Origin of the sequence: Candidatus Nitrosocosmicus oleophilus (assembly GCF_000802205.1) — an archaeon.
Lineage (GTDB): Archaea > Thermoproteota > Nitrososphaeria > Nitrososphaerales > Nitrososphaeraceae > Nitrosocosmicus > Nitrosocosmicus oleophilus.
The window spans coordinates 279,302-300,275 of the sequence record NZ_CP012850.1; the positions used below are offsets into that span (position 1 = coordinate 279,302).

The following is a 20,974-nucleotide window of genomic DNA, read 5'->3' on the forward strand; positions in this document are numbered from 1 at the left end:
TGTCAACCATCGTAATACTACGCTATAATTAATTAATTTATTTGGGCATACTACTTGACATTAATGTGTCATATAAGCCATTGAATTCATATTTGTACTGTAAGAAGCATTTGACTCATATGTCATATCATCGTTAATAGTAGTACCATTGCTGACGGAAGTAGAATTATCCAAACTAAAACCGCTAATCATCGTCCCAAACATTTCATTATCTCCAGAAAAATGACCGCCTGTTTTATTAACATCAATCATAAGACCTAGTACCTTTTTGCCCATTAGATGAACTGTAATTGGCACTTGACTGTATTCAATCCCGTTATCTGAGTGAATATCTGACGTTCCTGTAATAACAATGTCGTTACCAGCAAATATTACATTGTCTGATTTGAAATTGTTAATTATATGATTGTGAGATAGGCTGCCATCTGGTTTTATCATCGTAAAATTAGATGTGAATTCCGCAGTCATATTTGGAGTCGTTGCTCTGCTGTTGTTGGATACCTTTACAATGTCTAGATTCCACATTCCACCTTCAATCCAAGTTACAATATTGTCTTTAATCTGATTATTAGCAAAGTGACCATGTGCTTTCACGATGCTGCTGGTATCATTTTGTTGAATATTTGACGGCTTGTCGTTCAATAACTTATTAAAATTCGAAAAATTATCGGTATCTGCTTGTGCTGTGACTAGGTATGAGGTGGGAATGAAGATATAGAATTGTTATTACTATTCACATCCATTGACCAATATGTAATACTACTAAGTGCTAATCTAAAACAATAATTGATGCCATAAAGTGAAATGATTGATTAAAAATATACACGTAAACTTTCTGTGACTTTGACACATAAATTAATTTCGTCTCACCCCAGGATACAGGAACCGAAAAGCAATTTTTTATGCATAGCGGGACATTACGATGGGTATTCTTTAATGACAAATCCTTTCTAATGATTACGTACTTAGCAATCACCTCGATGTTCATTATGACGTTGTTTGCAATGAATGGAATAGCTATGAATAATAACATTGCTTTGGGACAAACAAACTCAAAAACTACAGGTGATTCTGGAAATACTGCAAATATGCATGTTGATGAAGCACTCAAGGCCATACAATCTAATGACAACAACGGTGCAACTATGCACATTCAAGAGGCTCAAAAGAATCTTAGTTAAATAGAAATAAGATATTTCAATGTCTTTTATTTCCATTAGTATTTTATTTTTAAACCTCTTAATTTGTTTAAGACTGGCGAGTCATTACTAAAATAAGATAGTTAATTTTGATGTACATTCTCTTTTGTAAGGTCTTTTTGTTTTAGTTGATATGACATTAAAATAACCAAGATTATTTCAATAATTAGAGTTATTATACCATTTGGCTCCAACTCATTTATTGGGGTCACTTCAGGTGAAAATGGAGGAGTGACAAGCCTTACGAGTACAAAGGTGATGACGAGCATTGAATTTCCAATGATCCCTATGTAATAGAGGATATTTCTAAGAGAGTGTTCTCTTACAAGTAATATGGCGATACCAAAACCTATTTGGGCCAATCCGGAAACCAAAAATATCATACCCCATATCCATGACTCCTGTGAATGTTCAGGAACCAAAAGTACATGAATAATGCCTACAGAAACAGAAAGTATTGAAATCGCTATGATTAAGTTCCTCGATCTTGTTTTATTACCCTGGTTATCAATACGTTTGTCAGTCTTGTTATTGAAAACAAAAAGACCCGCGACCATTCCAAGTGAAAAAAATCCTAGCCATTCTGTGATTGGAGATATTAGTTGTTCAATTGGATCTCCTTCTGTCATATTCATACTATCATCATGGTCCTTGACCATGTTTTCAGACACATCTTCACTAAAAGCAACTACATATTGAACACTACCTATAATTCCTTGACAAATTGAGAAACAAAATGATAATGCCAAAATAATGAAACAAGATGTCATATTGGCCATGATAATCTTAATGTAAGATCTATTCTTTTATAGTTGATGCCTTTGATTTCATGACTCATTTTCCTTGTTAATTCCTTACTTCGTTTAACTTTGCATATCATATATCAAATTTATTATATTGCTATTCTTACTCAGAGACAATGCACATTATATCATATTTTTGAATGCAAAAAAGTTGTAATGACTTTATAACATAGCTTGCTTATTCATAAATATCATCGGTTCAAGGTACCTACAGTATCTTCTGAGTCAAATCCAAGGATTCGTAATTGAATTTGTACCGGATAAACCTGGAACCTCGCTGACTAGTCGCATTTAGTAATTATGACTACGAACCTTTACAAATGTAAAGAGTAATATATCTTAATATAATAAATTGGTAACTGTATGCCAGTCAGTCTGGACGAAATCGACGTGTCTATTTTAAAGTCAATATTAGAAGATGGTAGAAAATCTTTTAGACAAATATCAAGAGAGACGGGTATAAGTACCCCAACAGTAAAAGCCAGATATGAAAGACTCGTAAATATTGGGTTTATAAAAGGTGTATTACCAGTTTTTGACTTTGAGAAAATTGAATCAGTCGAGAACGGGGAAAAGAATTTCATCCAGTTGGAAAGCCTCAATGAAAATGTAAAGAAAAGAAAAAATCTCTACAGGAGTAATCAGGATAACACTCTAAAAGAAGAAATACATGAAATTCAGAAAAAAATCTCAAGTGGGCTGGCAATAAATATTGTTTGTGATTTTTGCGAGGGTCCAGTTTTTGGTAAACCTAAAATCCTAAAGTTTGCAAATATTGAGCGATTCTTTTGTTGTGTTTCCTGTAAATCCGGTTATAGTCAAAAATACCGTGGTAGAATCGAATCAATAAAAAGAAAATATGAAGGAAAATCTGAGTTGGATGAATAATATCTACTATTACGATTTGTATCAGTATCCATATTTTGAAGGATTTTGCTCTAACTCTTGTTTACACACAGCAGAACACAAGTACACTTTGTTGCCATTGATTTCCGATACATGTTTTGCAGTTTTTTCATCCACATTCATATTACAAACTGGGTCTTTTGCCATAATGTATTACAAGTGATAACATATTTAACTATGAAGACTTTACAAATGTAAAATACATAGCGACATGCATAATGTTTACAATTGTAAAGCCACTGTCTTATCTATCCCTTTTCTTTAATAAACTAGATATGATTACAACTAAAGAAATATTATCGGCAAAAAATTTTGACTCACATATGTTTAGGAGGGTTGCGGTTTGACATCTACATCTACTTCTACTTCTACTTCTACTTCTACTTCTCCTTCTCCTTCTCCTTCTCCTTCTCCTTCTTCAATACTAGTATCAAACCCAAACAGATGGAAAGCATTAACCATATTGTCATTAGCTCAATTCTTGATAATCTTAGATACATCAATCATAGGAGTAGCTTTACCATCTATTCAAGAACATTTTGGCATAACTCAAACAGAGTTGCAATGGATTTTTAATGCGTATGTAATTACTTTTGGCGCTCTATTACTACTTGGTGGTAGATTATCAGACATTTTAGGTCAACGTAAAGTCTTTACTATTGGATTTTTGATTCTTACTGGAGCTTCAGTCTTAGCAGGAATAGCAATGTCAAATGATATGCTCATAACTGCTAGAGTCTTACAGGGATTAGGCGCTGCTTTGATTGCACCTTCAGCTTTATCCATTGTGATGAATCTATTTTCAGCAAACAAGTCTGAGATGAATAAAGCTATGGGTATATGGGGAGCAGCTGCACCAGCTGGAGGAACTGCAGGAGTATTTTTAGGAGGCATCATTACAGCTTGGTTTGACTGGCCATGGGTATTTTTGATAAACGTTCCTATCGGAATAGCAGTACTCGCTTTGATCCCCAAACTAATTCCCAAGGGAGTAAAAAAGAAAGGAAGTATCGACTACTTGGGTGCACTAACCATCACCGCATCTGTGGGTATATTGATTTATTCGATTGTAACAGCCAATGAAAATGGATGGACATCAATACAAACAACTATACTTTTGTCTACATCAACAGCACTGTTTGTTGGTTTTATTGCGATTGAAAAAAGAAGTAAAGACCCATTAATTCCATTGCATATTTTCAAAATACCGAATCTTCTTTCTTCTAATATTGTAATGGCTCTATTGGGAGCTTCATGGGTTTCAATGTGGTTTTTCCTTAACCTATACCTGCAACAAATACTCCATTATGGACCTCTAGAGAGTGGGTTAGCATTGCTACCAATGACAGGACTAATAATGATGATGATGACTTGGTTAATGCCTAGATTAATAGGTAAACTAGGTGTTAAGGAAAACCTAATTGTCGGCCTTGGCCTCTTAACTGTAGGACTAATTCTTTTTAGTTTTATTCCTGCAAATTCTGAACAAGGTGATAATAACCATATCTTCTTAGTTTATGTCCTACCAGCATCTATCATATCCGCATTGGGAATGTCTTTTTCCTATATTCCAATATTGGTTTCGGCTATATCAAATGCAAGAAATGAAGACTCTGGTATAACCTCAGGTTTAGTTAATACAACTTACCAAATAGGATCGGCAGTAGGGTTAGCAATATTGGTTTCATTGTCGACCTCTCACTCCGACCTCCTAATTGATATTGGAACTAATATGTTAGAGGCATTGAATCAAGGATTTCACTTGGCTTTTATTGGTGCAGCAATTATCTCAGCCATTGCATCGTTAACAGCAGTATCATTCATAAGAACGAGGCCAAAGGAATAAATCGGAAACAAATCTTTTTCATCTTTTTAATATATTGAATAATTCCAATAGATGGGCTATGAAAAATTAATCGACTGATAAGATAATTTATTCATATCTTGAATTTCTATTAATAACAGTCTGGGCGCGTGGGGGACACGATTCAAGGTTGAATCCAATCCTAGAATTAAACGATATACGACAGCACAGAAAGTGGATCGATTTTTGGAATAACACAATGAAGCAGATTTGGTATATCTTTAGATGTTCAAAGATAAATTAAAGTCGAATTCTTGCCAATTTCGGAATATCATAAACGTGTTCGAACTCATCCATGTGTATTAAGTTCTATATGGCTGTATAGTTATATGACAAATCCCCTTTTAGATACCAAAGTTAACAATAGGCATCAGGTCTTGGTTTCTTTCATCAAGAATATTACAACGATACCAGAAGCCAAACCTATCCATGCAACTGCCTGAATTGCAACAAATGTGTTAAACAGGTCCGCTATAAATCCAATTCCAATGGCCCCAATAACAAAGCCCATGTCTCTCCAAAATCTGTAAACCCCCAAAGATGTAGCCCGCCAATTAGGATGTGCTATATCGCTAATTGCAGCAAGTAATGTAGGATACACCAAAGCAGTTCCCAAACCCAAAAATGACATTCCTACAACCCAGCCCAAGGCTTCTTGTGAATATAGTATGGTCCATACCCCTATACTCTGTATGAACATTCCTGGAAAAATGAGAATTTTCCGTCCGATCTTATCAGACAGAAATCCGGTTGCAAGTTGTAAAACACCCCAAATTCCTGGATGCAATGCTTTTAGGAATCCAATATCATTTGCACTTAAACCATAAGAAGAAAAATAAAGGGTAAATAACCCCCAAGACACACCAAATATCAGATTATTTACTAACCCCGCTTGACTTATAGCAAGCAAGGAACGGTTCTTCCAAGATGTTTGCAAAAAGACTTGAACGAACTTCAAGTTTCCGTTCATCTCAACATTATTCTCATCTACAGGTTTTGACTTATCCTGAGTTTCTATCTCCAGAAGAGTAAACTTTCTTGTATCTTTCACTATTAGCCACGATATCAATAGTCCAAGAACAGCAAAAATAATTCCAAGATAAAATGGGTATGGCTTTAATCCATACACAGATGCAATATAACCAGTGATAAAACCTACAATGGCCACAGCAAAATATCCTGAAAACTCATTGAATCCAAGTGCAAAACCTCTTTTCTCTTTTCCTACAAGGTCGATCTTCATGTTCACTGTCATGGACCAAGCGAGACCTTGATTGATACCAAGAAATACGTTTGCAATTATGACCCAGTTCCAGTCTGGTGCTAAAATCAATATTATCGGAACAGGTATCCCAAATAACCAACCCAAGATTAATACATTTTTTCTACCCCATTTGTCAGAGATTTTTCCTGCAAAAAGGTTCAGGAATGCCTTGACTAACCCAAAACTTGCAATAAAGGATACTATCAATGCATTAGATTGAATATCAAATTCGTTTGCTCCAATAAGAGGAACTACAGTTTGTTCTAATCCAATCATGGATCCGACAAATGCGTTAACCAATACAAGAATTAAGAATTGATTAATGTTAGGACGTAGACCTAGTCTAATTGTTTTATCTTCATCCCTGTCTTTATTGATATTAAATCAATATGTTCTCTATATAATAAGAATTAAGTTTTTTGGGCTACTTTCGAAAGACATCTTATGGATTTTCATGCGTAAACAAATCAATGTAAATAAACAATTATAGAGTTATTAAAATAGCAAAAAGAAAAGAAGGTAGAAAAGAATGTCGTTGTCCTGCTGTATTGCTATAAGAGTTTTCTTGGTTTTGGATGTTGATGTCGTTACCAGAACCTATTATATATTTCATGATACAATGTGTCATGAGGAATCAGATTCAAAATATCTTGTTATTAAAAAATCTAAAAGGATTATGAACTCTTTTTGCTTAGCCGTCTAAAATCAGAGGAACTGATAAATTCGGATTGCGATTCAGACAGACAACAATCCTGGACTTTTGATTGTTGTTGATTTCTCATCTTCCTTGTCGATTCGACCAGTGTTAGTGTGAATGTTCCAATTATCAAGGCTAGAGGAATAGCCATGAATGCAGAATATTGATAAAATAGAATAGTTACAGTCTCTGCTGTTAATATACATGCACTTTCTGCAGTAATCAAAACTATCAAACTAGTCCTTAAAATGTTTTTCATTTGTGGGTTATTCCAATTATCAATAAAGTGTGTAAATCCTCGCTTAAAATTAACAAATGTCGTTATCAAATTAAAGATAAAACCTTTACTTGCATTTTCTTCCAAAAAGGAACAACAACCCCGTATTTTTTTATCTCCTGAGTATTTTTAAAATCATATCGTCCTATTATAGTCATAAAGGTTGAAAAACCTGCTAATGCAAATCCCAAAGTATATGCTATAACAATCCCATATAGATTGAAACCAAAAACAGATATTCCAATATTTTCTCCTATTTCAGCGCAAATAATACATAGAATTTCAATACCTAGAGCGGCAATGAATGTTCTTCTAATGTTTTGAGATATCTGTCGGAAAAAGTAGGACCTCTTCCAAGGATTAAATTTATTTGTATGGGCAGATATACAACAGCAAGATTTCTTATCGCAGTTTTTACATTTCCAAATGACATCTGAACATGCTTCTGGAGAGCATTTGCACTCAGCACATGTCAAATGTTGCATTTAGAGTATATCCCCAATTACAGCGTAAATAAAGATTACATCAAATAATTAGGTATAGTTAATCCGCTGATTGTCTAATGTTGTCTAACTGGACACGTGGGATACGATTCAAGGTTGAACATGATCTCAGCAAGATGATAACGATTTTGATTTAAGACGGATTCAAAAACTTAATTAATTTGAATATTTAAGATGATTATTTGGGTCAAGACAATCTTAATTCTAATATCGACGATACCAATGGAAATAAAAATACCACACATATCATGTATGACCCAGAATCTATACTCAAGAAAGGTGTAGAATTTCTGCAAAACATAAATAATAAAATGGATATATGCGTAGACGCTAATGCACCTTCTACTATAGTCACTATTCCAGATTATTTTATCAATTATAAGACACTAGCAAAAAGAGGCTGTAAAATCAGATTTCTTACTGAAATTACTAAAGAAAACTTGGCATATTGTAAGGAAATAATGAAAGTCGTTGATGAATTCTGTCACTTAGATGGTATCAAGGGAGGAATTGCTGTTAGTGAAAAGGAATTTATGTCTACAACTCGGATAATTCAAAAACGATTAATTATTCAATGCATTTATAGTGATATAGAAGCAGTTGTAGAACAAGGTCAATATATTTTTGACTCGTTTTGGACCAACGCAATTCCTGCGCTGGATCGAATAAAAGAAATAGAAAAAGGGGTAAAACGTGAATTCATTGAAACTATTCGAAACCTTGCAGAAATTGAAAAATTGCTACAAGTAATTTTTAAACACACTGTTGCAGAGATATTAATAATACTGTCAGATAATGAGGATATCTACAAACAGAATATAGAGTACATCATTAAATTATTAACAGAATTCGTTTCTATATCAGATAAAATAAAGATTAAATTGTTGATACATCGAAATGCGTATACTCATCATATAGTAACAAAATACTTATCAGAGTATTTAAAGGCCGAGAAAGTTGAAATTCATTATCTAAAAGATTTATTCAAAACTAATTTGATGTTAGTAATTTCTGATAAAATGGTATCTATAGCAATTGAATCCAAGGATAAAGGACAAGAAAATGTCTATGCAAAAGCTTTACCATTTGGGCTGGCTACTTATTCAAATAGTGAACCTACTGTTAGTTCTTTATTAGCCATTTTCGATAATTTATGGATACAATCCGCAAGCAATTCATAATTATCTAAGTATGAATTCATAATATGTTTGGATACGGCAGTGGGGATGTGTTAAAGATATGATATTAACTCGAATTAATTCTATAGGAGAGTTTTGAGAAGGGTTCAAATACCAGGGAGTCATAATATCATTACTAAGTACAGTATCATTGAGTTTGGGCGCGTGGGGATTAAGTTCCCAGTGGTAGTAGGGTTCTAATATATTATACAATTATTTATTGTGATTTTAGAATTGACAATATCATATTCCTAACTTGTATCCAATACTTCAAATTCTCTAAATCCCTAGAAGGCTCCATTAATATTTCGAAAGCAATTCCATTAAACAATGCCAAAAGTACTTTTGACATTTCCTCCGTATTTTTTATACTCTTTTTTAATATTCCATTTTGAATTGCTTCATCCAATACTTTCTCAATCGATTCTGTTACTTTAGCGCTGCAGATAATTAACTCGTTTTTGATCTTATCGCTTCTTCTTGACGCACACCACATTTCAAACAAAAATGCATAAAAGTCAGGATATTCCTTAAAGCTTTGGATACAGTCCTTGATGATATTATCCGCTATTTCTTCTGCAGTTTTTCCTTTAATACCCTTAATGGTAGTTTGAATAATATTTTCAGAGCTATACGCCAAGACTTTACTTACCAAATCTTCCTTATTCGAAAAATAATAATGTAATATGCCTCTACTTACCCCAGATTCTGTTGCTATGTTTGCTATTGTAGTATTTTCATATCCATTTTTAGCAAGGACCTTCAATGCATTCTTTAAAATTTCATTGATCTTTTGCTCTTTGCTTTCACTCAATCTGTCAATAAACTAGGTAATCGGTCTAATATAAATTTAGTTGGATAGCCAACCAAATATTAATAAGATAGCTTGTTGTTAATAAGTTGGATGACTAACCAATTTATAAATATAACAATGGACAAGCCCATAGACAAGACAAAAGAGGTAGCAATAATTGGTGGAGGTTTAGCCGGTCTTACTGCCGCGGTATATATATCTCGAAATGGAAAGAATGTTACTATTATAGAAAAATCTAGTGAATTTGGTGGAAGAGCTAGAACCACCATGAAGGATGGATTCTATTTTAATCAGGGTCCCCATGCACTCTACGCAGATGGGCTAGGATCTAGAATTTTAAATGAATTAAACGTAATATATAATGGTAAAAAAGTTGACTATACCAAATATTTTGTTAAGGATAAAGAAAAGATACATCAATCGCCTATTAAATTAAGTCAGCTTTTAGCAACAAAATTACTAAAGGGTTTCAGAGGTAAGATTGAAATTATAAGATTTTTAATTAAATTGAACAAGATGAATCTTGATGGACTCCAGAGGATCAGTTTTCAGGAATGGTTAGACAAGAGTTTCAAAAATTCTGACTCTAAAGACTTTGTAAAAATGCTAGGTAGGATTTCCACATATACTTATAATGCAGAAAACTTGAGTGCCAAATTAGCATTAAATCAAATAAAAACAGCTGTTGCTGGAGGTGTAATCTACATAGATGAAGGATGGCAGACCTTAGTAGATCAACTAACTGATATTGCGAAAAGGAATGGGGTAAAGTTTGTGTACGGTAAGAATGTGGATTTTATTGCGCAAAGTTATGACAATAATGGACCAAATAGACAATTAAAATGGAAAATTAGATTATCTAACAATACGGCCATTTCATATTATAATGTCATTATTGCAACTAATCCTTCTCATGTATATAGTCTTTTAAAGGACAACGCGTTAGTCAATCCTGAGTTTCTTAGTCACCTTGAAAAAATGAATAGACCTGCTAGGGTTGCAACTTTAGACATTGCATTAAGCGGTCTTCCTAATCCCAATGTTTATGGAGCATATGGAATGGATGTACCTTTGTACCTATCATTGCATTCTGAGTTCGCTAAACTGTCGGTCGATGGAAATGGAGTGCTATTTCATGCAATAAAATATTTGGATTCCTCTACCGAGCTAAATCCAATACAAGATAAAATGGAGTTAGAAGGGCTCTTAGATATGGTTCAGCCTGGCTGGAGAAAAATGGTTGTGAGGCAACGCTTCCTTCCAAACATGATAGCTTCCAATACCTTTCTTAATAATAATAAAGGTTTTATGGAAAACAGACCTAACATGGAGGTTCCAGGAGTAGATAATCTTTACATTATCGGTGATTGGGTAGGTCCAGACGGAATGTTGGCAGATACAAGCTTTGCAAGTGCTAAAGCAGTAGCACTAAAAATTCTGAGTGAAAATAAGGAAATTGAAATACATGATGGGAAACTATAACATTAGTTCCACTCCTACCATTGAAGGGTTTAAAATATTCTCTATTCATTAGTGGTAACAGTTCTCATCCGTGGGGATTAAGTTCCCGGTGGTAATGGGGTTCTAATACATTGATCAAGAATATTTATTTAGATAACATTAAAATAATCAAACAGCCGGTCAGGCTTATAATCCATTAGGTATAAGGGAACTGTTGCTTGATAAATATTTAGATTTAGGCGATGAACAGATCAAATATGGGCATAATACACACAATGAAATAATTGTTATTGATCTATTGGTCCTTTTAAGAGTAACAATAAATAAATTAAGACGATGTAAATTACTTTATGACAGAATGTAACGTCTCTTTTTTCTTTATCCTTTGCAACGCATATTCAAAGTGCTTCATGCCTATCTTTAATCCGATCGGTTTCGGTTTAACGCTATCGCATGTTATCTTATTGTTATGATTCTCATTTACTAGGGAATTTGAGTCTGTGGTCTCCCGATTTTGCATCAAACTAATATGGTCTTTAATAGCTGCTATGGCTGCAGCGTTTACCAAAGCTTCTAAATCTGCACCGGTATAGCCTTCCGTTAACTCCGTTACTCTGTCAAGATCGCATGTAGAATCCAATGGCTTTTTCCTTGAATGTATTGACAGTATGTGACGCCTAGCATTCTTATCTGGCAGAGGAATTTCTATTATTCTATCAAATCTCCCTGGACGCAGTAAAGCTTCATCTATTATGTCAGGTCTATTTGTAGCTCCAAGTATGGTGACCCCCTTTAAATCTTCGAGACCATCAATTTCGGTCAATAGCTGAGATACCATTCTTTCAGTAACATTGGCATCCGATGCTCCTGATCCGGTATTTCTTCTAGGAACAATAGAATCAATCTCGTCAAAGAAAATAACACAGGGAGAAGATTGTCTTGCCTTTCTAAATACTTCTCTTATTCCTTTTTCGGATTCTCCTACCCATTTAGATAACAATTCAGGGCCCTTGATACTGATGAAATTAGACTCTGATGTAGTTGCTACAGCCTTTGCTATCAAAGTTTTTCCCGTGCCTGGAGGTCCATATAACAAAAGACCTTTAGGTGGTTTAACATCCCCTTCTGTAAATAACTCAGGATACTTAAGTGGCCACTCTACTACTTGGGACAGTTCGTCTTTAACATTGGATAACCCGCCAATATCTTCCCAAGTTACATTAGGCCGTTGAATCTGGATTTCCCTGAGAGCAGAAGGCTGTATATCCTTTAATGCTTCTTCAAAGTCATTATTAGTTATTTTTATTTTGTTAAGGATTTCTATTGGTATTTTTGACTGTTCCATATTTATTTTAGGCAGTTCCCTACGAAGAGATCGCATAGCGGCTTCCTTTGATAAAGATTCAAGGTCTGCTCCAACAAATCCATGTGTTACTTTAGCAAACTGTTCAAGATTTATATTCTCAGCTAAGGGCATCCCTCTAGTATGAATTTGAAGAATATCGAATCTTCCGTCCTTGTCTGGAATTCCTATTTCAATTTCCCTATCAAATCTACCTGGTCTTCTTAAAGCTGGGTCTATAGCATTTGGTCTATTTGTAGCTCCAATTACTACTACTTTTCCTCTTGCCATCAATCCATCCATCAAGGTCAATAATTGAGACACTATCCTTTTTTCCACGTCACCTGAGACTTCTCCTCTTTTTGGCGCTATGGAATCAATTTCATCTATAAAAATAATGGATGGAGATTTCTCTTGAGCCTGCTTAAAGATATCTCTTAACCGCTCTTCAGACTCGCCATAGAATTTACTCATTATCTCTGGTCCACCAATGGAATAAAAGTTGGCGTTTGTTTCATTTGCTACTGCTTTTGCTAACAGTGTCTTGCCAGTTCCTGGCGGTCCATATAGAAGAACACCCTTTGGAGATTCTATACCTATTCTTTCAAATATTTCAGGATGTCTGAGAGGAAGTTCTATCATTTCTCTGACTTTTTGCACTTCATTTTTTAGTCCTCCTATATCTTCATAAGTGATCCTAGGCATCACACCCTTTGAAGTGTCCTTTGAAATGGAGCTAATAATAAATTCAGTTAGATGTGAATCTATTATGGTTACCCGGTTAGTAGGACTTGTACTGTTAACTACAAATCCGATTTTTCTTCCCATAATATTTACAGGAATTATATCACCTCTTGTTACTACTCTTCCATCAAGTAATTCAGGAAGATGTTCTTCTAGGCCAACAATATTGAGATCTTCTGTTGGCGAAAATATGACTTGCTCTGATTTTTCTATATTTTGAACCTTTTTGATAGTTACACGATCATCGATCCCTTCACATAAGTTATTGCGTGTATAACCATCCACTCTAAGAAGACCTCTTCCATAATCAGCGGGTGGACCTGACCATAGCAAAACATATGTTGTTTTGTTTTTCTTGCTAATTATCTCTATCACATCTCCTGGCTTTAATTGCATTCTTTCCATTACATCTGGATCTACAAGAGCCATACCCTTTCCTACAAATTTTGGGTCAGTCTCTGCTATTTTCAGAGATATCACTTGGTTATGATTTTGATCTTTATTATCATAATCTACCATTTGTCTTTTTCACCTTTATCGTTTTTTTTTGGTAAAATAAAAATTGAAAATGTCTTTTCGTCTTTTCTTACTCTATTTTGATTTCTTTTGCATTTGCCTTTGTCTGTTTCTTTAATTTTAACTTTAGCTCTAGGACACCGTTTGAATAACTGGCTTTTGTGGACTCATCATCCATTTCTACATCTACAGGAATCTCTGCATGGTATTTTTTCTGATCCTTTTCTCCGTGTATAGTTATGAGATTCCCTACTGTACTTACCTTGATATTTTCTTTTGATAGCCCAGGCATTTCTGCTGTTACAACAAGAGTATTGTTTTTTTCATCCACCGCTGTATCTACTAATGGTTGTCTAACACTTGATTGTTCTACTAGTCCTTTGGCTCCTGGTCTAACATTTCCAAATTCTCTGACATGAGGCTTACCGTCTGCTCCTATCGTTATTTGGTATCCGTAATAATATGGAAATGTTGATGCTTCTCTAAATGAGTCTGCTGTCATAGGACTAATACCTCTTGCGGTATTAAAGACCCTGTTCATCATATCTTCAGCTTGTGCGAACTCTCGATCCATTTCATTAAAAAAATTTCTGAATGCATTTCTTCTTGGAATTATTTCTCCATCCCAATAGTCAAACATTCAAATCACCTTAACAAGTGTGTAAAGGATATTACAAATATATTTTTTTCTAACATTTTTGTTTGGAAAATAATAAAGTAAAATATAAATTACAGATTTTAAAATAAATAAAGGCGGTGATAAGTTATGAATACAAAAGAATTTGTAACAAACATCATCAACACAAGTCAAAAAAAAATAGTCGAGAGAGTTAGATGCATGCCAAAACTATTGTCTATAACCATAATATCCGTGCTAGGATTGCTTCCTATGACATCAGTACCGAGTATAGCTGTGACAGCGTATGCGCAACACCTACAATCACAACCTACTGTTCCATGGTATCAATCATTAGAGATAGCACATTCCAAAGTACAAGCAGCTTTGTCTCCTGGTGCATTCGGACACGGTATCCCGGGGTTACATAATATGTCCACAAATGACGTTCTGGTACTCCTTGGATTAACCGCACTAGGATTTATGGCTGTATATATCGCTGTTAAAGTATTACTTCGATACTTGAATGAAGGGAAGGTGAACGTGGCAATTCGTTGTAACGGCAAGATGATCTAAAATAGTCGTTCGTTAAATACTCAATATTTATTTTCTTTGTGAAATAATTGACATCTAATAATATTGCAAAAAAGCATAGAATAGCCAACCAGATTAAATATGAGGTTATCAAAACTTATACAAATATCTCTATTTTTGTTATGTGGTGGCCCTCTCTAAATATTCTAGGTATTTTGATAAAGTTGCTTATGACAACGAACAGAATTTTTTTATGTAGTTTTAGGATTTTTGGTTATATAAAGATATGAGCTGTAACGGAATATGTGAAAGATTCAGAGCAAAAAAAATTCCCACTATCTCCTCTAGATACTCGCAGGGACATAAAAGATGCAGTGTTTGTGAGATTTTTATACATTGGGACAATAGTCCTTATTGTCCATGTTGTAGTTATAAGCTGAGAACCCGATCATTTCGTGGACTAGGAGCAGGCAAGAAAAAAAGAGAAAAATTAATTAAAAGATATTAATAATTCATCTTAAATTGATTTTGTCAGTTCTCACAAATGAGAAATTATATATATTACTACTTACCACTTTAAGTATCATTATGTTTGGGCGCGTTGGGATTAAGTTTCCTGTGTATAAGGGCTCTATTGCAATGTTAATCCGTCATGTCCATATTATGAGCACTTTTAATCCTATTTACCGATTAATATGAAGGCACCCATTTAGTGAATGTTCTGATGTAATCTTTGTATATATCCAAATGTACTCTTGTAACACTTAATAGTGTCAAAAGGCATATATAGTATGTGGAAAACGAAACATATTCTACAGGTTCTATGATGTCTATATCTTCACTCTATAAGGCTATTGCTGCCAGGAAAGTAAAATAAATAAACCTATATAATATCCAGTTTCTTTTTTCGAGCTACAATTTTTTAAGTATGGTCAGGTAGTAACGCTGTCAGCCGTGGGATAAGGATCAAGGCTGAATAGAATCCTGGTGCTTGATTCTACTGCTGATAATCCAAAGCGAATTTATCAAATTCTATTGCTGCAATCAGACATGCTCTGGCAACTACATGAACAGCATGCATAAATAATTCTCGTGTCAAATTATCAAAAAATAAAGGATATATCAACGTGAGTCCGATGGAGTTACCCTCCTTGTTTGTTTGTAATGAACAAAATACACCCACTTTCAACAAATCCTTGGTCAGTTGTGTTCGAAAATCATTAACTATTTTGTCATCTGCATTGTGTAAAGTTTTACCGTCTTGAGTTAACAGACGAGGTCTTGATATAATTTCGACCCTTCCAACATCGTTTTTATAAACATATACTCCTATTTTAAAATCTTCAAAATAACTGGTGTTAACAATAGAAACTGTATTATCGTCATCTATTGTTTCGTCTACAGAAATGGAAACATCAATATCTTTTGGACTCAAAGTTGTTTTGCTAATTTCAGGCATTGGTATCTATTGTTATAGCTGTTTAAAAAATATTCAGATTTGAGAATTTTGAAAATGATGATTCTTGTTATAAAATGAGAGTAATACGAGTATCGATTGACTAAAAATATTGTTGACATTTTGACCAACATCTTAGAAGGCGAATGTAAGTCTCAAAGTAGGAAGTAGTAGGATTCTATAACTTTGGCTAGGACAAGTAATTATTTGATTAGACTATGCATTTTAGTATTTAATTTGTGATAAGGATTACGTCACAGATAGTAATAGTCTGGGCACGTGGGGATTAAGTTCCTGGTGGTAATTGGGTTCTAATAAAAGTGGTTGATGCTCACTCACCCTAAACATTCTAAATCTTTTTCCAATTAGGTTTTGTCGTTTGACCCAAAGATCTCTATCTATGTTGTCAATTTCAAACTGCCATTTTTATCTCTGAGTAAGATCCAGAACTGAAATTTATAATACCGCCACTATGATAATATAAAATGACTTTAGCTGAATAACCTTCCACAACCTCTTCCAAAATCTGACCTGGTTAAGAATTTTCCATTTTCTATACAGCGAGAAAATCAGAAGAGGGTATTAAACGACATATCTGATGCCTTTAAGTCTGGCTATAGATATGTTTTATTAGAAGCTCCAACAGGATTTGGAAAAAGCGCAGTAGCCATTGCACTAGCGTTGAGCTTGGGTTCAAGCTATATATGCACATCTACCAAAGACCTGCAGACTCAGTATTCCAATGATTTTCCATATGTGAAGGCAGCTAAGGGAAAAAATAACTTTCCTTGTTTACTAAAGCAAGACTTTGTAGACAATGGAACCTATCAATGTGGAATATGTGCATCCTCCAATCTAAATGAATGTTACCATACAACTGTTGAATATGGCCAATGTATGACTAACGAATCCTTTAAAGAGGATGGATGCAGGTATAGGACTTTTGCGAAAGATTATAAGATAATTAATGAAAGAACAAAAGATGAAAAAATATACATTGACAATGACACTAAACAGAAGTATCAAAAACAACATTCTGAATGGTTACCCATAAGCAAACTTAAGGTAAGAAGAGAGTGGAAGCCTTGTGAATACTTTAATCAATTAAATATTGCATTGGCCTCCAGTCATTCTATATTTAATTACCCTATCTTTCTTGCCTTCCTACCTTATAATAAGCGCCTCTCGGAAAGGGAACTTCTGGTATTGGATGAAGGTCATCTTTTAGAAACAGAAATTGTAAAGTTTAGGGGATTGTCAATATCTAAGAAGAGATGGAAACGGTATGTAGGTAATTTTGATATTGTTGATTATGGTTATGACAGTATAGAAAGATGGATTGATTTTTTAATAGACCTTGAAACCAAAATGTTAATTGCAATTGGCAATGATTCTTTAGCGTCCTCACTGGACACAGAAAGAAGCATCAAATTTGATTACTATACGACAAGAAAGATATCATCAGAAAACCTAGATCATAAAAAAAGAATAGTTTCTGCAACTGAATTGTTTGAAAGTGATGAAGAAATAGCAAAAAAATATGCCAATGTTGAAATTACGTCAAAAGATGATACGAAAACTCTTAGCGATGAGCTTGCTGTTGATGCTCTCAAAGATACAGAAAGATTGACGCGAACGATAAACAGCATACTTGCAAATCCTAAAAATTGGATAGTTTCGGATATTAAAAAGGACAATTACAAAATAGAGAAAGTGGAATTAAAACCACTAGATATTTCACCATACTGTAAGACTGTTTTTGAAAAGGGATCCAAAACGTTGATAATGAGTGCGACTATCCTAAACAACAAGGCATTTTGCAAAAGTATTGGTTTAGCTCCCGATGATGTAAAATTTATTCAAGTTGAATCTGATTTTCCAATTGAACATAGAGCGATTTATCCCTTAAATATTGCCTATCTTAACTACAGTAACTTACAGTCTATTGATATCATGTCTAAAATTTCTACGACCGTTGACAATTTAATGTCCACTCATAAAAATGATAAAGGAATAATCCATACAACATCGTATGAACAGCTTAGCTTTATCAAAGAGAATCTATCTAAGGAAAATACAAGGAGGCTTTTAGTTACTGATCCAGAAATACAAAGGGATGAAGTAATATCCCAACATACCTCCAGTCCAAAACCAACCGTACTTATTTCACCCTCACTTCACACAGGACTTGATTTAAAGGATGACCTGTCAAGATTTCAGATTATAACTAAAGTTCCATATCCAAATAAAAGTGATAGATGGACTAATGCAAAAAGACAGGTCGATGAAGAATGGTATTATTGGCAGACAGCACTGAGATTGATACAGGCATATGGAAGGTCAGTTAGATCTAAAGACGATTGGGCAAGGACATATGTTTTGGACTCGGCTTTTAGCTATTTTGTAAGAAAGAATAGAAATACTCTGCCCAGTTGGTTTATTCAAGCAATCAAAGGTCAGTGTAGATAGCGTATTTCACCTACCATCTTATTAGATTTACACATCTAACTTATATTCAAAGGATTATTGGGCCAGTCAAACAGATTTTATTGTTTAGTAACAGTCCCAGTCCGTGGGGATAAGTGCTGATATTGGTGCTTGTAAAGGGATTCTACAATCTTTTAGCAATTGTTGGAATATAAAGATTGATAAAATTAACGGGACCAAAATTTAGTGTTGATGAGAGTGGCTTGTTTGTTTTGTAGAGTCTTTTAGTTTTTCGATCATAAAGTTGTATATGCTAATTTTCGATGTTAAAATAACTCTTTTTTGTTCATTGGATAAATTGCCTGATATTGTCGTTAGATCTTCAATTTTGTCAATGACCTTCTCTACGTCTCCCCAATCATTAATGTCTAAATTTTCGTCGATTTCAAGATCCGCATATTCTTTTATCAATTCTTCTTTAGCTTTGTCTATTTCTTGGATGACTTTTGTAACTAGGCTAGACTTCCATGCCTTTAGAAACTCGATTCCATTAATTGGAAAATCTCTTGACCTAGGCATCTTTCTCCAGTCATGGTCATCTCTTTCTAGACGATCTAGAAAATGATCTATCTTACCTATTGCTCCCTGTGCAGAATGCCAACCGTGTATATGTTTAGGGCTAACAAAGTCAAGGTATTCTTTAATTTTTAAGAATTGTTCAAATGTAGGTTTTATAGTATTATCATTTGTTCCACTCGCATAGACATATTTCACGTGAAGCCATGGATAGTATCTTGTATAATAACTTAATAATTTTGTTACTATATCCTGTATCTCCTCTTTCTCAAGTGTATTTATGTTATCAATGAAATGAGTTTTGACTTCATGAAGTACTCGCACGGGTATGTTTATTTGTACATCATGTTTTTCGTCTGAATTTAACTTTATTGAAACATAATTCCCATAATATCTATCCCAGGGTAATTCTCCACTTATTCTTGTAGGTTCATCTTTTTCGGATTTCTTAGGAAATATAGGATCTACTATTGCTTCGGTGCAATTTTCCAAGTCCACTGTTTTTAAAGAACATTCTATAATGCCGCTATCAGAGCTTACATTAGTATCGCTCCATCTGGCAACAGTAGGGGATTTATCATTTGACGGTGAGCTTAAAAGTAACCAAACCCTATCGCCTCGCGCAAGCTTATTCTTTTTGTAGACTCGCACAAAAATCCTTTCGTTATTTTTTGCTGAACCTAGAGTCAGAAATTTTTGATTATCTTTTAGTATAAGATCATATATTGGTTCTTTCAGAAATGGGGAATTTTCTTGAAAACCTTTTTTTGATACTTTAATGCTAATGCTAAAATCACTGTAATCGTTTTCATATATGACATTCTCTGGGATACGGAATATGCACACACCTCCATCTCGAGAGATACTTTGTTCATTAATTATGTCAATCAGAATTGGATCAATACCATCTATCGGTTTATCATTTTTAAGTAAAACAATTGAGAAGGTATAGTCGGGATAAGGCGTGTGAGCATTATTTATAAATGGCATAAAATTAAGATATCGAACTACGACCAATTTTTCATACTCAAGAATCTCATATGTTCCTTCCAAATCATCGCGACCAATATCATCAGTTGGCTCAAAACTGGAATCCTGAATGTTAAATACAGTTTTAATTTCAGTGGGTATGAGAGGATCAAGCAACAAACGCCTACCCTTAATCCTAACCTCTTGTTCGTTTTCAAGGGGAATATCGGGACCTATATATCCATAGACTTTTCCCTCTAGACTTTTAAAATCAAATGAATTGAGATTAAAATACAGTTTTAAATTGACTTTTCCTTCTGATTCCTTTATAAATCTAGAATTGTTCTCTGTAATAAACTCATTTTTTAATTCACTTACTTCATACAAGGATGATTCAAAATCCGCAGACACAACACCTATGTCATCTGCATTTGATCCCCTAATAGCTTTAAACAGGTCGGATTGCGTAGCTGTTTCTGTTTTAGCAAGTGTATAATCTAAAACTCTTAGTTCGCCTGCAAACAAACGTCCCCTGATCAAATGAGGTGAAACATCAACTAGCATTCCTTTTAACAATAATTCTTTACCAATTATAGGCTCTTCTTTATCATCATAAACAAAATTTCCATCATTATAGGTGACTTTTTTTATAAAAGTATCATAAAACTCAAATTCAAAGTATCGTAAGGGATCAACTCCTCCTGTAACTTTTTCCTTTACTTCATCAGGAGTCAAATTTGGATCAAAATATTTTTCTGGTCGCAGTGGGTTGTTATTGTATAATGGCGGATAGACCCTAAATTTCCCGCTAAAATGTAGATATGACAT

18 protein-coding genes are annotated in these 20,974 nt (G+C 34.1%); 7 read left to right on the top strand and 11 right to left on the bottom strand.

The window, feature by feature from the left end; genetic code table 11:
- Window positions 1-60: 60 nt before the first annotated feature.
- Complete coding sequence (locus NMY3_RS01415; protein ID WP_196817180.1) at window positions 61-642, bottom strand: hypothetical protein; 582 nt, start codon at window positions 640-642, stop codon at window positions 61-63.
- 311 nt (window positions 643-953) lie between these two features.
- Between NMY3_RS01415 and NMY3_RS01420 the strand changes: the two genes are divergently transcribed.
- Window positions 954-1,181: a hypothetical protein gene (locus NMY3_RS01420; RefSeq protein ID WP_196817181.1), complete on the top strand. Its 228-nt coding sequence runs from the start codon at window positions 954-956 to the stop codon at window positions 1,179-1,181.
- 101 nt (window positions 1,182-1,282) lie between these two features.
- Here the strand turns inward: NMY3_RS01420 and NMY3_RS01425 are convergent, their stop codons facing one another.
- Window positions 1,283-1,978, bottom strand: a complete 696-nt coding sequence (locus NMY3_RS01425; protein ID WP_196817182.1) for a hypothetical protein — start codon at window positions 1,976-1,978, stop codon at window positions 1,283-1,285.
- Between the two features lie 387 nt (window positions 1,979-2,365).
- Here NMY3_RS01425 and NMY3_RS01430 point away from each other — a divergent pair, with 387 nt between their 5' ends.
- Window positions 2,366-2,890, top strand: a complete 525-nt coding sequence (locus tag NMY3_RS01430; RefSeq protein ID WP_196817183.1) for a winged helix-turn-helix transcriptional regulator — start codon at window positions 2,366-2,368, stop codon at window positions 2,888-2,890.
- Between the two features lie 21 nt (window positions 2,891-2,911).
- Here NMY3_RS01430 and NMY3_RS01435 read toward each other — a convergent pair whose 3' ends face one another.
- On the bottom strand, window positions 2,912-3,055 hold the full coding sequence (locus NMY3_RS01435) for a YHS domain-containing protein (RefSeq protein ID WP_196817184.1): 144 nt from the start codon (window positions 3,053-3,055) through the stop codon (window positions 2,912-2,914).
- 196 nt (window positions 3,056-3,251) lie between these two features.
- Between NMY3_RS01435 and NMY3_RS01440 the strand changes: the two genes are divergently transcribed.
- Entirely contained in the window at window positions 3,252-4,754 is a 1,503-nt protein-coding gene (locus NMY3_RS01440; protein ID WP_196817185.1) for an MFS transporter, read from the top strand.
- A 388-nt stretch (window positions 4,755-5,142) separates the two neighbouring features.
- Here the strand turns inward: NMY3_RS01440 and NMY3_RS01445 are convergent, their stop codons facing one another.
- The 3 genes from NMY3_RS01445 to NMY3_RS01455 all read right to left on the bottom strand — a co-directional run bounded on the left by NMY3_RS01445 (window position 5,143) and on the right by NMY3_RS01455 (window position 7,495).
- Window positions 5,143-6,336, bottom strand: a complete 1,194-nt coding sequence (locus tag NMY3_RS01445; RefSeq protein WP_196817186.1) for an MFS transporter — start codon at window positions 6,334-6,336, stop codon at window positions 5,143-5,145.
- A 374-nt stretch (window positions 6,337-6,710) separates the two neighbouring features.
- Window positions 6,711-7,061: a hypothetical protein gene (locus NMY3_RS01450; RefSeq protein WP_196817187.1), complete on the bottom strand. Its 351-nt coding sequence runs from the start codon at window positions 7,059-7,061 to the stop codon at window positions 6,711-6,713.
- Entirely contained in the window at window positions 7,058-7,495 is a 438-nt protein-coding gene (locus NMY3_RS01455) for a hypothetical protein (RefSeq protein ID WP_196817188.1), read from the bottom strand. Before NMY3_RS01455 ends, NMY3_RS01450 begins: the two co-directional genes overlap by 4 nt.
- A gap of 200 nt (window positions 7,496-7,695) precedes the next feature.
- Between NMY3_RS01455 and NMY3_RS01460 the strand changes: the two genes are divergently transcribed.
- Window positions 7,696-8,694 (top strand): hypothetical protein, encoded by a 999-nt coding sequence (locus NMY3_RS01460; protein WP_196817189.1) that lies wholly within the window; start codon window positions 7,696-7,698, stop codon window positions 8,692-8,694.
- Between the two features lie 214 nt (window positions 8,695-8,908).
- Here NMY3_RS01460 and NMY3_RS01465 read toward each other — a convergent pair whose 3' ends face one another.
- The gene (locus tag NMY3_RS01465) at window positions 8,909-9,505 is read right to left on the bottom strand and encodes a TetR/AcrR family transcriptional regulator (RefSeq protein WP_196817190.1); all 597 of its coding nucleotides are present in this window, start codon (window positions 9,503-9,505) and stop codon (window positions 8,909-8,911) included.
- Between the two features lie 90 nt (window positions 9,506-9,595).
- On the opposite strand from NMY3_RS01465, the gene NMY3_RS01470 reads away from it, so the two are divergent.
- Window positions 9,596-10,987, top strand: a complete 1,392-nt coding sequence (locus NMY3_RS01470) for a phytoene desaturase family protein (protein WP_196817191.1) — start codon at window positions 9,596-9,598, stop codon at window positions 10,985-10,987.
- Window positions 10,988-11,309: 322 nt separating this feature from the next.
- Here NMY3_RS01470 and NMY3_RS01475 read toward each other — a convergent pair whose 3' ends face one another.
- Both NMY3_RS01475 and hsp20 read right to left on the bottom strand, forming a co-directional pair.
- Window positions 11,310-13,571, bottom strand: coding sequence for a CDC48 family AAA ATPase (locus NMY3_RS01475; RefSeq protein ID WP_196817192.1), 2,262 nt, complete (start codon window positions 13,569-13,571; stop codon window positions 11,310-11,312).
- Window positions 13,572-13,638: 67 nt separating this feature from the next.
- Window positions 13,639-14,208, bottom strand: a complete 570-nt coding sequence (gene hsp20, locus NMY3_RS01480) for an archaeal heat shock protein Hsp20 (RefSeq protein WP_196817193.1) — start codon at window positions 14,206-14,208, stop codon at window positions 13,639-13,641.
- A 126-nt stretch (window positions 14,209-14,334) separates the two neighbouring features.
- Here hsp20 and NMY3_RS01485 point away from each other — a divergent pair, with 126 nt between their 5' ends.
- The gene (locus NMY3_RS01485; RefSeq protein WP_196817194.1) at window positions 14,335-14,760 is read left to right on the top strand and encodes a hypothetical protein; all 426 of its coding nucleotides are present in this window, start codon (window positions 14,335-14,337) and stop codon (window positions 14,758-14,760) included.
- 955 nt (window positions 14,761-15,715) lie between these two features.
- Here the strand turns inward: NMY3_RS01485 and NMY3_RS01490 are convergent.
- Window positions 15,716-16,177 (bottom strand): DUF2299 family protein, encoded by a 462-nt coding sequence (locus tag NMY3_RS01490; protein ID WP_196817195.1) that lies wholly within the window; start codon window positions 16,175-16,177, stop codon window positions 15,716-15,718.
- 552 nt (window positions 16,178-16,729) lie between these two features.
- Here NMY3_RS01490 and NMY3_RS01495 point away from each other — a divergent pair.
- Complete coding sequence (locus NMY3_RS01495; RefSeq protein WP_338140376.1) at window positions 16,730-18,643, top strand: ATP-dependent DNA helicase; 1,914 nt, start codon at window positions 16,730-16,732, stop codon at window positions 18,641-18,643.
- Between the two features lie 201 nt (window positions 18,644-18,844).
- On the opposite strand, the gene NMY3_RS01500 is transcribed toward NMY3_RS01495, so the two are convergent.
- Window positions 18,845-20,974: a hypothetical protein gene (locus NMY3_RS01500; protein ID WP_196817197.1), complete on the bottom strand. Its 2,130-nt coding sequence runs from the start codon at window positions 20,972-20,974 to the stop codon at window positions 18,845-18,847.

Bases quoted from the DNA above. Each gene is read 5' to 3' on its own strand.
- NMY3_RS01420 (WP_196817181.1), top strand. From the start codon at position 954: ATGATTACGTACTTAGCAATCACCTCGATGTTCATTATGACGTTGTTT.
- NMY3_RS01455 (WP_196817188.1), bottom strand. From the start codon at position 7,495: ATGCAACATTTGACATGTGCTGAGTGCAAATGCTCTCCAGAAGCATGT.
- NMY3_RS01485 (WP_196817194.1), top strand. From the start codon at position 14,335: ATGAATACAAAAGAATTTGTAACAAACATCATCAACACAAGTCAAAAA.
- NMY3_RS01435 (WP_196817184.1), bottom strand. From the start codon at position 3,055: ATGGCAAAAGACCCAGTTTGTAATATGAATGTGGATGAAAAAACTGCA.
- hsp20 (WP_196817193.1), bottom strand. From the start codon at position 14,208: ATGTTTGACTATTGGGATGGAGAAATAATTCCAAGAAGAAATGCATTC.
- NMY3_RS01425 (WP_196817182.1), bottom strand. From the start codon at position 1,978: ATGGCCAATATGACATCTTGTTTCATTATTTTGGCATTATCATTTTGT.
- NMY3_RS01490 (WP_196817195.1), bottom strand. From the start codon at position 16,177: ATGCCTGAAATTAGCAAAACAACTTTGAGTCCAAAAGATATTGATGTT.
- NMY3_RS01470 (WP_196817191.1), top strand. From the start codon at position 9,596: ATGACTAACCAATTTATAAATATAACAATGGACAAGCCCATAGACAAG.
- NMY3_RS01475 (WP_196817192.1), bottom strand. From the start codon at position 13,571: ATGGTAGATTATGATAATAAAGATCAAAATCATAACCAAGTGATATCT.
- NMY3_RS01430 (WP_196817183.1), top strand. From the start codon at position 2,366: ATGCCAGTCAGTCTGGACGAAATCGACGTGTCTATTTTAAAGTCAATA.
- NMY3_RS01500 (WP_196817197.1), bottom strand. From the start codon at position 20,974: ATGTCATATCTACATTTTAGCGGGAAATTTAGGGTCTATCCGCCATTA.